Source organism: Alteromonas sp. AO-Serp, assembly GCF_017849675.1.
Lineage (GTDB): Bacteria > Pseudomonadota > Gammaproteobacteria > Enterobacterales > Alteromonadaceae > Alteromonas > Alteromonas macleodii.
In genome coordinates this window covers 44,901-59,453 of the sequence record NZ_JAFLMX010000004.1, presented here as the reverse complement: position 1 = coordinate 59,453, position 14,553 = coordinate 44,901, and the positions used below count along the sequence as shown (strand labels likewise).

Sequence of the window (14,553 nt, the reverse complement as noted above, 5' to 3'; positions counted from 1 at the left end):
AATGGCAGCCAAAAAAATTAGAGCTAGAGAGCGAGATGCTATTATCCAGTCGCTTAAATCCGGTGTTACGCCAAAAGTAGGAATACAGCATATACAGGTAGGCAGAGGCAACGAGTTAAAAGCTCTGATTGCGGATATAGATCGGGTTACTGAAGGTGGCTCAGCTTTTCGTTTGATTATTGGTGAATATGGTTCCGGTAAAACTTTCTTTTTAAGTGTTGTCAGGGCTATAGCTTTGGAGCGAAAACTGGTAACCGTGAATGCTGATTTATCTCCGGATAGACGTATTCATGCATCATCTGGACAAGCCAGGAATTTATACTCTGAGCTCATGAGGAATATGTCCACTCGCAATAAGCCTGACGGTAATGCTTTAACAAGCGTAGTAGAAAAGTTCATTACTGAAGCGCGAAAAGAAGCTGATAATAACGGTAAAGATATCACCACTGTGATTCAAGAAAGATTATCTTCATTGTCAGAACTAATGGGAGGATACGACTTCTCTAAAGTGATAGAAGCTTACTGGACTGGACATGAAACAGACAATGAGACGCTAAAAAACAATGCAATAAAATGGTTAAGAGCCGAATATGCAACTAAGACCGATGCACGCAAAGATCTTGGGATTAGGAGCATTATTTCTGATGCATCGTTTTATGATTCTTTAAAGCTAATGAGCCTATTTGTGAGGCAAGCAGGTTACGAGGGCTTATTGGTTAACCTCGATGAAATGGTAAACTTATACAAACTCAATAGTACTCAAGCGCGAGTGTCGAACTATGAACAGATCTTACGGATATTAAACGACTGTTTGCAGGGATCTGCAGAGTATCTAGGCTTTTTACTCGGGGGAACACCTGAGTTCTTGCTTGACCCAAGAAAAGGCTTATATAGCTATGAAGCACTACAATCACGCCTAGCAGGTAATACATTTGCAAAACAAGCTGGTGTTATTGATTATTCATCGCCTGCGCTACATTTAGCTAGCTTGACGCCTGAGGAGTTATTTATTCTTCTGAAAAATTTGAGGCATGTTCATGCCTCTGGTGATGAAACACAGTATTTAGTACCAGATGAATCCCTTAAAGCATTTTTAGTACATTGCAGTAAAACGATTGGTGATGCTTATTTCAGAACTCCAAGAAATACCATAAAAGCCTTTTTAGATATGCTCGCAGTAATAGATCAAAATCCAAGTATTTCGTGGGATAGCTTGATTGCGAAAGTTGATATTGTGGAAGAAAAGCCATCAGATGTTGAGCTTGATATCGTATCAAATGAAGATGGGCTCGCTGATTTCAAATTATGATAGATGCACATGAGAAGCTGGATTTTCGTGTACAGCAGTGGATTTTTAAGCAGGGCTGGAATCATCTACGAGAAATTCAGTGCCTAGCGATTGATCCTATCTTGGCCGGTTGCACTGATGTGCTCATCAGCGCTTCTACAGCAGCAGGCAAAACAGAAGCATTTTTTTTACCCGCAATAAGTACTATTGCAGAGGATAAGCTGGGCGTCGGGATCTTATATATAAGTCCACTAAAAGCACTAATAAACGATCAAGATAGAAGGCTTGAAAGTCTGGCAGATATACTAGACTTACAAGTTACGCCTTGGCACGGTGATAGTGCCCAAGGCCGTAAATCAAAGCTTAAACGAAATCCGTCTGGTATTGTTTTAATAACACCTGAGTCATTAGAGTCACTATTAATACGAGACAGTGGTTGGGTTAAATCTGCTTTTCAAAATTTAAAACACATTGTAATTGACGAATTTCACGCATTCATAGGGACTGAACGTGGTCACCATTTGTTGAGTCTACTTCATAGACTAGAACATTTACTTGGACGCCTAAAAAATCCTATACCCAGAACTGCATTAAGTGCCACTCTTGGTGAATTAGAGACCGTACCACTCTCTCTTAGGCCAAATAGATCATTGCCCTGCAAAATAATTAAGCAAACGCAATCTTCTGCTTCGCTAAAAATGCAGGTCAAGGGCTACATTGAGGTCAATTCAGCAGTAGGTGATGCCGTGCGAGCTGAACGGCTTGTCTGTAATGATTTATATGAACTTTGCCGAGGTGGTAACCATCTAGTCTTTGCGAATAGCAGAAGTCGTACTGAAAACCTCGCAGCAATATTAGCCGATATGTGTGAGAGTAACACTGTACCAAATGAGTTTTTTCCTCATCATGGTTCCCTTTCAAAGGAAATGAGAGAAACATTAGAAGGTCGGCTACAGCAGGAAAGGCTCCCAACTACTGCAATTTGTACCATGACCTTGGAGCTTGGTATTGATATTGGAAAAGTTAACTCAGTTGTGCAAGTTACAGCGCCTCATTCGATAGCTAGTTTGAGGCAAAGAATGGGGCGGTCAGGAAGACGCGGTGGTGCAAGTATTCTAAGGATGCTAATTACCGAGAACGAACTGACAAAGCAATCCAGTATTGTAGATAAGTTACGTCTGGAGCTAGTTCAGTCATTAGCGATCGTCAGACTATTAGTTGCTAGTAAGTGGTATGAACCAGCTGACTCCTCACTATTGCATTTCTCGACACTTCTGCATCAAATATTAGCATTAACTGCCCAGTGGGGAGGAATAAGAGCTGATCAAATATATAGTTTACTGTGTAAGGACGGCCCGTTTCAGCATGTTACCGTCACTCATTTTAAATGCTTATTGTCTCATATGGGCAATACTGAATTAATTACTCAGTTAGGTAGTGGAGAGCTAGTTTTAGGACATGCTGGCGAAAAAATAACGAATCATTATAGTTTTTACGCCGTATTTAAAACACCTGAAGAATTTAGAATTATTTCAGGCAGCAAAACTCTAGGAACACTTCCTGTAGATAGCTTGATTTTAGAAGGTCAACATATCGTTTTTGCAGGGAAAAGGTGGGTGGTTGAATTAGTTGATGTGGAAAAACAGGTCATATTAGTCAACCGCGCTAAGGGGGGGCAGCCTCCTAAATTTGGCGGTGCTGGAATGGCGATTCATGATGTGGTTCGACAAGAAATGTTTAAAATACTGAGTGAGAGCGACTACAAAATAAAGGTTGGCGAACACCGGATAGAGTTTGCGGATGAAACTGCACAGTCATTGTTTCAGGAAGCGGCTAAATTTTTCCAAACAGCTAATCTTTCAAAAGCTAATTTTATTCAGCAAGGCAATAGAGTGGTGATCCTTCCTTGGGCTGGCGATAAAGTTGTAAACACTATCGTTGCTGTACTGATCAGCAAAGGTTTCGCTGCTGGAGCATTTGCAGGAATCATTGAAATTGAAAAGGCCGATGCGCAAGATGTAATCGATGCACTTAAGAGTTTCCAGACTGATGGCACCATATCTGCGGAAGAGTTAGCTGAGTCAATTCCTGAAAAGGCGATTGATAAATTTGATGAGTATCTACCGGAAAATTTGCTTTTGGCTGGTTATGCCGCGAGAGCATTTGATGTCTTAAGTACGAAATTGAAAATCAAAGAACTATTAACAGATTTCGTCTGATAGATTTATTTTGACTAAATTGTAAGTTCAATAGCTTTAGCTCGTTCTTAAGGCTCTTCAACACTACCTACAAATTCGTTGTGTTTTTTATCGTGAAGCGATTGAACTCATTAAAACTGTAGCACATATGTAGCACAGGAAAATATGGTTGGTAGTTACTATCGCTTGAGGCGAGGAAAAATGGTGGCCCCACCCTGACTTGAACAGGGGACCTGCCGATTATGAGTCGGATGCTCTAACCAACTGAGCTATGGGGCCATTTTGAGATGTGCTGTGCAGTTTTTTATTGCAAATTGCTATGCATAACAACCACAAGCGAGCGCAAGTATAAGCAGTTTTATTTGCCTTGTCACGCCTCGCTGGTGGCTTTGTGATTTGTTTGCTTTATTTTTGTTCACTAAGCTGTAGTTTATGTGCCTTGTTTGGTAATTTTACACGTCGCCACCCAAGAGCTAATGCCAAGCCTAATATGCTAAACAGAGTCGTAGAACCGCCTCCACCAGAGCTATTTGAATTAGTATCCGTTGGCAAGCTCACTACACTTTCGTTTACGGTAACAGTAACGGTGTCGCTGGTGCTAACTCCAAACTCATCCGTTGCAGTTAACGAAAAGGTTAAATTGCTTTGAGATGATGGGGCGGTAAAAGACATGGTTAATGTATCTGCATTTCTGATGGTAACCGTGTCGCCGGCGGTTTGCGTCCATTCTACGCTTGTTAACGCGCCTTCGGGGTCTTGGGCGCTTCCCGTTAATTCAACGCTGGCTCTTACATCGGTTTCAACATCTGTTCCTGCGTTTACCACAGGGGCTTGATTGCTCTCATCATCTTTTATCGTAATCAGCGTTTCTACCACACCACCTAGAAGATTGGTGTCTTGTGCAGCAAGCACTAAACGAAATTGTTCGTTGTCTTCTTCGATACTATCGTTAATAAGCGCAATATTGACGGTCTTCGAATTAGTTTCGCCGTCGCTCCAAGTTAGCGTGCCGCTTTGACTGACAAAGTCTTCATTGCTCACTGCTGTGCCGCTTTCCAGTGAATAGTTCACACTTACTTCGCCTTCACTTCCGCCTTGGCGAACAATGTTTAACGCAAGTTCAGAGTCGGTCTCTAAAATAGTGCGTTCGCCAGTGCTTAATTCAACTTTCCCTTGCTGTGCAGTACCGTTAATGGTGACTCGAGTATAACCGCTACCAGAGGTGATGCCTCCTCCTTGTGGGTTAAATAACCTTACGAAAAATACTTCATTGCTTTCAGTATTTTCATTAGCGCTGATGCTTAACGTGATGTTTTTAGCCTGTGTTTCAGATGCACCCCAACTGAGTTCTCCAGACGCTAACATTACATCGCTGCTGGTGGCTGAACCCGCTATTACTTCATACGCAACTGTCATAGCCCCGGTACCTGTCTTATTAACAGGAAGGCTTAAGGTTGTATCAGCATCCGTTTCATAATTAGCCTGAGAGAAGCCCGCGACTGTTGTTGCGCTCAACGTATTGTCTTTTAATACAAACAAACCGCGCTGAATATCACTAACCAAAATATTACCGCTAGGTAGAAACGGGTATACGCCCCACGCACCATTAAAGTTGGTGCTGTTAAAAGCAGGGTAGGTGTCGAAAAAGCCAGCTTCTACAGGCGCGGTAGGATCTGAAATGTCTAGTACCGTTAAGCCACGCTCATAGTTAGACATATAGTAGCGGTTACCTCTTACGTAGCCGTTGTGATCGATAGTGCCGTTGTCACTGGTCCAAATGCTGGCAAGCACAGGTGTTGTGAGTGATGAAATATCAAAAATCATAACCCGGGTATTTAAGCTGAAGTTTCGCTCGTCCAACTCATCGTGAACAAAGGCATACTGCTTGTCTTCACTAAACCAACCGCTATGGGTGTAGGCAACCTCGTTATAACTAATACTACTTAGTTCAGAGGTACTATTTGTGTTCGTGTGATCCCAAAGGCGCATTGCATCTTCATTGAAGTCAAGCATAACCGTACATCCATCAGCCGTAGCATTCACACAGTCAGTTTGCGCTCTTGCGTCGGTAACGCGCATAGATGACGCATCATGCGTATAGTCGGCACGTGTGAGACCGCTAGGTATGTAAGACGCGGTTGGTGTTTGAGGTGAGGTTAGCGTATATGAACGAAAGGCTCCGCCGTTACTATCCTGGCCAACCAAATGCAACTGAGGCGCAGCGTCATTTAACGGTGTGTTTAGCGTGTAATCTACGTTAGAGATGTAGATATTGTGTGCACGGTTATCGTCGTTAATCCGCTTCGTTAAGCTAATACCATTAGGGAGGTCGTTAAGGTCAATGATGGTAAAACCTTCTGTTACGCTATCGGCACTGGCATAGGCATACGCTTTAAAACGCCCCGCAGCGCTATCGAAATACTGATAGACCTTAATGTCGCGCCATGTCGTACTTTGACCGGTAATTTCACCCACTACTACCGGCGCTGTTGGCTCGGTTACGTCTACAACGGCAATGCTGGCCTGCATGCCAACAATGGCATATTCTCTACGGTTGTTTAAATCGACGTGCCCCCAAATATCGTTGCTACTATTTGATACCGACGACAATACGTTAACAGGTACGTTAGAGAGTAGATCGATATTGCTGCATGGGAAGTCGGCAGCCGTTCCATCTGTGCAAGCTTCATTTGCACTGACTTCTGTACTAAGAACCATGTGCGATGATGCCTGTGCTTGAAGGGAAGAAGCGGCTTTTCCGTCAGTTATACTATCGAACCCTTTTTCATAAAGGGCTTCTGATAAATAGGTAGGCACATTAACTAGTGTAGTTTTGTGCAAGGCAGGCTTCTGTGCCTGGTAATGATCTTTACGAGAAAAGCCTCCTAATACGGGTAAAAGACTGTCGTTTAGAACTTGTGCATGCTGAGCGTTGTCGAAATAATATTGGCCTTCAGCAACGAGAATTTTGTCGCCTTTATTGGCCTGTCGCGCGGCATAGCTCAACGTTTTACAGGGCCTGAAACGGTTGTCACACTTGCCCGCGTCCACGCCGTCCTCGGCAACAAAACGCGCTTTGTCATGGTCTGTGTGTGCTTGTGCACCTTGACTCACAAATGCTAATAGCAGCACTATTAGCGTTAATGGGAATGCATTCATCTTGTCGTCCGCGCAAGTGTGTAATTAGAAAAAGGTAGTTTGTATAAAAAACTACCAGATATCCAAAGGAAGTACATACGTAAATGAAAATGCCTTTTCGCATGAGTGTCATGCCTTCGTTACTCTTTGCGGCGCTAGTGTCGTTAACCGGCTGTGATGTCATTAACCTCAAAGGAAGAGAGCCTGGTGAAATCCCGTTTAAGTTGGTGGGAGTCGATACGGGGGCATGTCCAATGATCATGAGTATTGGACAACAGCGATGGAATATAGACTACTTCGGTTTTTACCTTAGCAAGCCAGAAGTGCGCATTGATGGTAAGTGGCAGCGAGTTAAGTTTAAACAAACCCAATGGCAGACGCCGAATATAGCATTGCTAAAGTTTCACAATAAGTGCAACAACCCTGATGATGCCAATAGCAAAATTGTATTAGATGTATCGGAAGAGCTTTTAAAGCTGTCCACAAACTTGCGCTTCACTATGGGTCTTCCCTTCGACGATAATCACGCTAACCCGCTTACACAGCCTTCGCCATTGAATGACAGTACAATGTTTTGGAGCTGGCAAAACGGTCATAAGTTTTTGCGACTGGATGTGTCTAAAGGCTCAGAGGAAACACGCAAATGGTCTTATCATTTAGGTAGCGTGGGTTGCGATTCTGAATCAGCAGTCAGGCCACCTGAAAAATCGTGTGCTTTCACAAACCGGGTGGAGTTTATTCTGCCGATGACCCAACTCGATACTGATTTAGATTTGGAAGTATCGGTGTCTAACATTGTCGCGCAAGTTGATATAAACGAAGCGCCAAGCTGTATGTTCGAGTCACCTGAAACTGAGCCCTGTAAAAAGCTTATTCAGAATTTAGTGCACAGGCCTTGGATTAAGTGGCAGTAGCGGCACTTTTAATTTGCACTAGAAGGCGAGCTCTGCTCGCTTTCAAGGCGGCAATTATCGCTCTTGTTGCAATGATTTTAGGAGCGTGCAGTAAATCGCCCACGCCTTACATTTGGAATTTGCCTCACAATATTCCACAGCCTCCCGTTCCCGCAGACAATCCTGTGACCGAAGAAAGCGTAATTTTGGGAGAGAAGCTTTTCTTTGATAAGGGCTTAAGTGCTAACAAGGCGGTTTCATGCAGCAGCTGCCATGAACCAGAGCATGCTTTCTCTGAACCTAAGACGGTTTCAGTAGGCGCGAATGGAGACGCGCTAAACCGTAACGCATTAGCGCTAGTAAACGTGGCTTATAATGCATCCTTCACTTGGGCGCATAGCAATTTAGAAAGTATAGAAAAGCAGCTGATGATCCCGCTTTTTAATGAACATCCTGTGGAAATGGGCGTTACGGGAAATGAAAAGCGTATATTAAAGCGCTTTGAGGGCAGCGAATATCGAGCGCTTTTTGAAGCGGCTTATGGTGATGATACACCCAATTTAAACAATATTGTAAAGGCGCTTGCTAGCTACGTAAGAAGTTTGGTGTCGTTTAACAGTGCTTTTGATAACTACGCTTACTCTCAAGATGACGATGCACTAACCGCCCAGCAGCTTGAAGGTTTGAATCTGTTTTTTTCAGAGCGCACTGAGTGCTTTCACTGCCACGGAGGTCTGAATTTCACTCAATCGTCTAAGCATAGTTTTCAACCTTTTGCGGCTCAGCCTTTCCACAACACTGGCCTGTATAATGAAGATGGGAAGGGTAGTTATCCGGAATCGGACATGGGGCTTTACAGCGTTACTCACAATAAACAAGACATGGGGAAGTTTAGAGCACCTACTTTGCGCAATATAGCCCTTACTGCGCCCTACATGCATGATGGCAGTATTGCCACCCTTGATGAAGTCATTGAGTTTTATGCTCGTGGGGGAAATCTGGCTGAAAGCCCTAACCCTTACCGCAGTCCGTTCATAAAAGGCTTTACGATTTCTGAAGATGAAAAGGCGGCGTTGGTTGCATTTTTGCGCAGTTTAACCGACGAGCAATTTGTAAAAACACACACTACACGCAAAAATTAGCGATTTATTGCTCATTTTGTGTAATTTATGTTTATACTTTGCACACATATATCAACCAAATGCTTATGTGCTGATTGTTAACATCGTGATAAACTCAATCACTTACATTCTTTGTTAATAACTATAAAGCAGGTGAGCGGTCGCGGAGATGAGAATGACTGAAAAACCCTTCATTACAAGTGGTCGAAATACCATCATTCATAAAATAAGAAAATTAGATCTATTGGTGATCAATGGTGATGAACATCCGCCAATTCTTGTTACTTATAAAGGTATTAAGCAGTACGAAGGCAAAGTGCCTGAAAACAAGCGCGATGCTAAGATGATGGACATGGAACTAGTAGATGTAACTACTAGCGATGTGTTTGGCGACGAAAAAACATTATTGTTCGTACAAACCCTAAATGGGAAAGAGTATAAAATTGATTACTCTAAAATTGGAACGAGCATGTTTATTAAGATTCACCAAGACAGCATTTTCTAAAACACACCTTACCCCATATTGGGGTAGATGTGTTTTTAATTAATGGGGTTAGGCAATCTGGCCCCAGTTATCTGCCTTGAGTGAATTGAACCCTCCAATTACCCTTCCTTTTCCTTTAAGCTGTACGTAACGCTTTTTGAAAATGTTAAACCGGCAGATGTCCACCGGCGTGACTTCCGATGCATTTACGCCACTTACAACACCTGCAGTTTCCAACCCCTCAGCAATTAACTCTGAACAGAACCAGCTATTAAAGTCTTCTTGATTGTAGCTTATGCTGCCGAACAGGGGATGTTCATCAATCGCGTCCACTGCTGAGCCGAATAGCTGTAGCACGTCGTAAGGTTTCCCGTCTTGTTCAAACATGAAGTTAAAGAAGTCTCGCTTATTTTGCTCAAAGATACTTCTTGAGGCGCTAGACAAGGGCAGCCACCAAATATCACCGTCATAAGATGCTACACGCTCGCTTAGTCTATTGGTCATTACCCCTCGCTTTCCTTTATATGATGTAGCTTCCATGACTTGATTAAAATATCGATTAGAATCTTCATCGCGCATCTTCGTTTGCATAACTATTGCCACATGCGTTACCGCAGAGCGTGTAGTGAGTTTGGTCCAACGAGAAAATAGGCTATTGCCACCAAATGCGATGATGTCACCAGGCTGCATATGCTCTCTAATAAGGTGGTACTGTTGCTGCTCTAACATGGCTCTTCCTTGAATACGTGTTAAAAAATTAGATTGTTGTCTGCACCGCTAGGCGGGCAAGAGTATTTGCTTATGATTTTCCACTTTGCAATGTATGCATTTATAAGAATGTTGCAAAGTGTGTGTTAAGTACGACTAATAACAGTTTAGACCGATTATTAAACCTTAGCTTTTGTGTACTTGTCGCAACGTCTCAAATAGCGGTGCTTTAACGTTTTTATAGCGTGAATTTTACAAAGTTTCACTAATTTAATGGTGCGGGGACAAAAGAGGTAGTCACCGCGTTGCCGAATATTATCAGAGGAACTTGTTATGTTTATGTCACGCCGTGTTACCCAACTTGCTTTACTAGGAATAACCTTGTCGCTTACTGCAACAGTAGCGAATGCCGCCCCGTATCCCAAGCATGTAGAAAAAAACTTAATTGCAGTGTGTGAAGCGATAAAAAGCGATAGCCGTTTGCGATTGCATCGCGCCGTGAAAGCGACGGGTTTTAAAATGCGATATATCCATGAAGGATTAGTGTGCAACGGGCAAGACATGCTTACTTTTGCACTTACTCATAATGCATCTAAAAACGCACAGCTGATTGCTCGTCGCATTAATGCTAGCCCTAGTGTACTAACAGCAAAACGCTAATGAAGAGTTTTCTACCCTGGCGATTGGGCTATGCAGCTTATAGCCCCTTTTTCGCTTATTTTTACTTTTCGCTGTCTTCATCCCATCACTTATTAAGACTGGGATAAATAACGCTGACAGCTATTACTGCTTGCACTTGCAAGGGATCGCAGATGATCGCACTGGTTTTTTTACACTCTGTTTCTATGCAAAACTCACTTTGCAAAATGCTAGAAAAGCTAGACGTATTCAGTCACGTTTATGGCGCGCAATCGGTAGGCCATTGTCTTGCGTTAGCAGAGAAATACCCTCAGTCCATCGGTTTCTATTCAGTCTCTCAGTCAAGTCGAAACCTTGCATCACGGTATTGGCTTGCAGTAGGAAATAAAGACGAAGAAGCGCTGTTAGCCTTTTCTCATAACGCGTCAGGATTTGTTAAATCACCACTTGAAGAACCCCAAGTATTAAACGCTATAGAGCATGTCAAAACCAAGTACCATTTTTATGAACGGGACTTTCAATTCAATATGCTGGTAAAGGGACTTTGTGAACAATATGGGGTGTCTGAACCTGCGCTCCTAGCTACATTGCGCCAGCAATTGAACAAAAGTGTTCAGCCAAATGTTGTAGGAATACGCGCTGAAAACGGGTGGTGTTGTTTAAATCCAGCAGAGATTAAATGGATTGAAGCTGCAGGTGACTACATGTGTGTTCAAACGCTATCAGAAAGCTACGTTGTCCGCACAACCTTGTGTGAATTACTTAAGCGTTTGGGAGAGCAGAATTTTAAACGCTGTAACCGCTCTGTGGCGGTCAACGCAAAACATATCGCGCACCTGGAACAAAAACTCAATCAGCAGCGAGTTGTCATGCAAGGTGGCGAAGCGTTCAAGATTACTCACAAGTATTACTATCAGTTTTGGCTAACAGACTGAACGTCAAATCGCATTTCAGTGCAACATTCTACTATACGACCATGGTACTGCTGGTGGTCTAACTCGCTTATCGTTACACTTACTCACTGAATTTTGGGAATAAGTACCAGGACCTGCAAGGCCTAATAAGGAGCGATAGTGCGAGATGTAAGAAACATGATAGTGGGCGCAGTTTTAGTGTTTGCTGCTTATTATCTTGGGCTAGTTGTCGTTAATGTGAGTGCCCTTCCTATTCCAGGCCCATTAATGGGCTTATTCCTTTTACTCGCGATGCTTTTTCTTTTTCCTCAGCTTGAGGTTCACACGGCGCGCTTTGTTACTTTTCCTTTGAAGCATATGTCCTTACTGTTTATTCCAGCCGTACTTGGCGTATCTATTTATTGGGCTGACATTCAGTCCAATGCACTTGCCATTGCTATCGCGATTATTGTAACGACGTCGATAAGTTTAGGAATAACCGCTTGGTTTTCGCAGCAATTGTTTAATAGCAAAAGCGGCAGCGGCTCAGATGTGGCAAGCAAGGGTGGAAAGCAAGAATGAAGGAGGCTCTACATCAAGCATTTAGCTTAACGGGGTTATTGTGGCTTAGCGTTTCAATAATTGGCTACATTATTGCCCTTTGGGTGAACAAAAAATGCAAAGGTCACCCGCTAGCGCATCCCATTGTCGTTACCGCGCTGATTGTGTCAGCTGGCCTTTATTTAACTGAAACAGGGGTTACTGAGTATCAACAGGCGGCTTCTTTGTTGCATTGGTTGCTAGGGCCTATCACTGTGGCATTAGCACTACCCATTTACAGACAATGGCAAAAGCTAAGGCACTACGGCTGGCGGTTAATGGCGAGTATTGCTTTTGGTGGCATACTCGCGCCTTTCACCGCGTGGCTTACTTTGTTTGCACTAGATGCACCGCGTGCAATACAAATTACCATGTTAGCTAAATCAATCACCACGCCCCTTGCTATGGAGTCGAGTGCACAGGTTGGCGGCATTCCCGCATTGGCTGCCGTTTTTGTCATTGTGACGGGTGTAGTTGGAGCCATTGTGGCTACTGGTGTGTTTGCGGTCCTCAATGTACAAAATCGACAGGCGCAAGGTATTGCTATGGGCACGGTGGCCCACGCAATTGGTACAGCCAAAGCTATTCAAATGGGGGAAGACGTGGCGGCGATGGCGACTCTAGGCCTTTGTGTAAATGGTATATTTACTGCGTTGGCACTACCTGTCATTTTTGGTTTCTTTGTTTGAGAGCTTTTCTCGTAACTTGGCGTTCTATCTATTAGTTGTGATTTAGCCTGACCAGACCTGCAATCACCCGCCTTGACTAAAAGGTGTACAAGCTGCTGGAAAAACGCGTAGCAAAGAATCAACGCGCGCTGATGTTTGTGAGTAAAAACGTGCTGGCAATATTCCCCAAAAGTGCTATTTCTTAGTGAGGTGTTTCATATCACTATATGCTCGGTATCTATTCAAACAAAAAGTAACCGGGTTACAGCGAAGTGTAAGTTAACTCAAATCGTTACTTCAGTTCACAGTAGTTGTGCCGATACAATTGAAATTGCTAGAAAATACCGGCGGTAGCTGGTTTCAAAAGCTAGGTGGTAAAAGAACTTAATGTTTTCTGTACTCGTATGTGACGACTCGTTAGTTGCGCGCAAGCAAGTGGCTAAATGCCTTCCTCAAGACTGGGAAGTGGCCGTACATTTTGCGAAGAATGGTCAAGATGCTCTATCGGCTCTCGCTGAAGGAAAGGGCGATCTTCTATTGCTCGACCTCAATATGCCCGTTTTAGATGGGTACGGCACATTAGAAGCAATTCAGAAACAAGGTCTTAAAACCAAAGTTATTGTTGTGTCTGGTGATATTCAGCCTGAAGCTCATGAAAGAGTGACATCGCTTGGCGCTTTGGACTTTATTCGAAAGCCGGTGGATCCTAAGAAGCTGGCCGAGGTACTAGATAAATTCAACATTCTTCATGTTGAAGAGGAAGAGCCGGAAGAAGTTTCACCGCTAGACCCTGAAATCCGCGATTGTTACCAAGAAATCACTAACATAGCCATGGGGCAAGCGGGGGATCATTTAGCCCGCACCATGAACGTGTTTGTTGAGCTGCCTATTCCCAACGTTAATTTAATTGAAGTGTCTGAACTTCACATGATGCTTTCTGATATTGAGAGCCATGAACAAGTTACTGCGGTATGCCAAGGCTTCTTAGGGCCAGGTGTTAGTGGTGAGGCATTGTGTATTTTGAGCGACTCTAGCTTTGACGACGTGGCTAAAATACTCAATGTAGAAGGCGAAGTTGACGACCAGCTTCAGTTAGAGCTGCTTATGGATGCTGCGAGTATTTTGATTGGCACCTGTTTAACAGGGCTGGCCCATCAAATGGACATTAACTTCAGCCAAGGTCACCCCATTGTACTTGGTCAACATCGTGCCATCACTGAAATTATCAGCATGAACCAAATAAAGTGGAAGCGAACCTTGGCGATTGAGCTTAGCTATGGCTTGGAAGGCTACAATGTTCAGTGTGATTTGATTTTGTTGTTCACGGAAGAGTCTATGAAAATGATGAATTCTAAACTCGCCCACTTGTTGGAGGATTTTTAATGAGCCAGCATTTAGATGAGTTACAAGAATTTCACTGGATGATGGACATGCTACAAACGGTAGACGTTGGCATTGTCGTACTAGACCGCAACTTCACCGTGCAAGTGTGGAACGGTTTTATGGAAAGTCACAGTGGGCTTTTGCCGAGTGAAGTAAGAGACAAAACGTTATTTTCGTTATTTCCCGCAATCAAACAAGACTGGTTTATTAAGAAAGCTAAGCCCGTTTTCGACCTAAAAACCCGTGCCTTTATGACATGGGAACAACGCCCTTATTTGTTCAAGTTTCCAAACTACCGGCCGATTACAGGTAGTGAGTCATTCATGTACCAAAACATTACACTTTCTCCTCTTACTTCTGCGACGGGTAAGGTGGATTTTATCAGTATGATGATTTACGACATGACTGATGTAGCGGTAGGTAAAAAGCAGCTAGAAGCGCTACAAGTAACAGTGTCTGAAGCGCAAGAAGCAAGCTCACAATCAGATAGAGCAAAGAAAACCTTCTTATAACCGCTACGTGTAACCCGTGAGAGTATAT

The 14,553-nt window shown here is 43.3% G+C and carries 13 protein-coding genes and 1 tRNA gene; 11 read left to right on the top strand and 3 right to left on the bottom strand.

Annotation, left to right across the window (positions count from 1 at the left end; translation table 11 throughout):
- The first annotated feature begins 1 nt into the window (after position 1).
- On the top strand, positions 2 to 1,309 hold the full coding sequence (locus tag QVA83_RS00710) for an ATP-binding protein (protein ID WP_039224684.1): 1,308 nt from the start codon (positions 2 to 4) through the stop codon (positions 1,307 to 1,309).
- Entirely contained in the window at positions 1,306 to 3,507 is a 2,202-nt protein-coding gene (locus QVA83_RS00705) for a DEAD/DEAH box helicase (RefSeq protein ID WP_039224686.1), read from the top strand. Before QVA83_RS00710 ends, QVA83_RS00705 begins: the two co-directional genes overlap by 4 nt.
- Before the next feature lie 181 nt (positions 3,508 to 3,688).
- Here QVA83_RS00705 and QVA83_RS00700 read toward each other — a convergent pair.
- Positions 3,689 to 3,765 (bottom strand) — tRNA-Ile (locus QVA83_RS00700).
- A gap of 126 nt (positions 3,766 to 3,891) precedes the next feature.
- On the bottom strand, positions 3,892 to 6,645 hold the full coding sequence (locus QVA83_RS00695) for a choice-of-anchor B family protein (RefSeq protein WP_156077973.1): 2,754 nt from the start codon (positions 6,643 to 6,645) through the stop codon (positions 3,892 to 3,894).
- Between the two features lie 83 nt (positions 6,646 to 6,728).
- Here QVA83_RS00695 and QVA83_RS00690 point away from each other — a divergent pair, with 83 nt between their 5' ends.
- From QVA83_RS00690 to QVA83_RS00680, 3 genes are all read left to right on the top strand, one after another.
- The gene (locus QVA83_RS00690) at positions 6,729 to 7,538 is read left to right on the top strand and encodes an MbnP family copper-binding protein (protein WP_014948461.1); all 810 of its coding nucleotides are present in this window, start codon (positions 6,729 to 6,731) and stop codon (positions 7,536 to 7,538) included.
- 71 nt (positions 7,539 to 7,609) lie between these two features.
- Complete coding sequence (locus tag QVA83_RS00685; RefSeq protein WP_502711449.1) at positions 7,610 to 8,659, top strand: MbnH family di-heme enzyme; 1,050 nt, start codon at positions 7,610 to 7,612, stop codon at positions 8,657 to 8,659.
- A 154-nt stretch (positions 8,660 to 8,813) separates the two neighbouring features.
- On the top strand, positions 8,814 to 9,143 hold the full coding sequence (locus QVA83_RS00680) for a hypothetical protein (RefSeq protein WP_014948463.1): 330 nt from the start codon (positions 8,814 to 8,816) through the stop codon (positions 9,141 to 9,143).
- 48 nt (positions 9,144 to 9,191) lie between these two features.
- On the opposite strand, the gene QVA83_RS00675 is transcribed toward QVA83_RS00680, so the two are convergent.
- Positions 9,192 to 9,851: a hypothetical protein gene (locus tag QVA83_RS00675; protein WP_014975806.1), complete on the bottom strand. Its 660-nt coding sequence runs from the start codon at positions 9,849 to 9,851 to the stop codon at positions 9,192 to 9,194.
- 312 nt (positions 9,852 to 10,163) lie between these two features.
- Here QVA83_RS00675 and QVA83_RS00670 point away from each other — a divergent pair, with 312 nt between their 5' ends.
- From QVA83_RS00670 to QVA83_RS00645, 6 genes are all read left to right on the top strand, one after another.
- Complete coding sequence (locus tag QVA83_RS00670; protein ID WP_156077974.1) at positions 10,164 to 10,490, top strand: DUF3718 domain-containing protein; 327 nt, start codon at positions 10,164 to 10,166, stop codon at positions 10,488 to 10,490.
- Positions 10,491 to 10,642: 152 nt separating this feature from the next.
- The gene (locus tag QVA83_RS00665) at positions 10,643 to 11,404 is read left to right on the top strand and encodes a LytR/AlgR family response regulator transcription factor (protein ID WP_014948466.1); all 762 of its coding nucleotides are present in this window, start codon (positions 10,643 to 10,645) and stop codon (positions 11,402 to 11,404) included.
- Positions 11,405 to 11,542: 138 nt separating this feature from the next.
- Positions 11,543 to 11,944 (top strand): CidA/LrgA family protein, encoded by a 402-nt coding sequence (locus QVA83_RS00660; protein WP_039224692.1) that lies wholly within the window; start codon positions 11,543 to 11,545, stop codon positions 11,942 to 11,944.
- A complete protein-coding gene (locus QVA83_RS00655) occupies positions 11,941 to 12,651 on the top strand; it encodes an LrgB family protein (protein WP_014975808.1) in 711 nt (236 codons plus the stop codon). The genes QVA83_RS00660 and QVA83_RS00655 overlap by 4 nt, the downstream gene beginning before the upstream one ends.
- A gap of 366 nt (positions 12,652 to 13,017) precedes the next feature.
- The gene (locus QVA83_RS00650) at positions 13,018 to 14,013 is read left to right on the top strand and encodes a response regulator (RefSeq protein ID WP_014975809.1); all 996 of its coding nucleotides are present in this window, start codon (positions 13,018 to 13,020) and stop codon (positions 14,011 to 14,013) included.
- Positions 14,013 to 14,525, top strand: a complete 513-nt coding sequence (locus QVA83_RS00645) for a PAS domain-containing protein (RefSeq protein WP_014948470.1) — start codon at positions 14,013 to 14,015, stop codon at positions 14,523 to 14,525. Before QVA83_RS00650 ends, QVA83_RS00645 begins: the two co-directional genes overlap by 1 nt.
- The last annotated feature ends 28 nt before the right edge of the window (positions 14,526 to 14,553 follow it).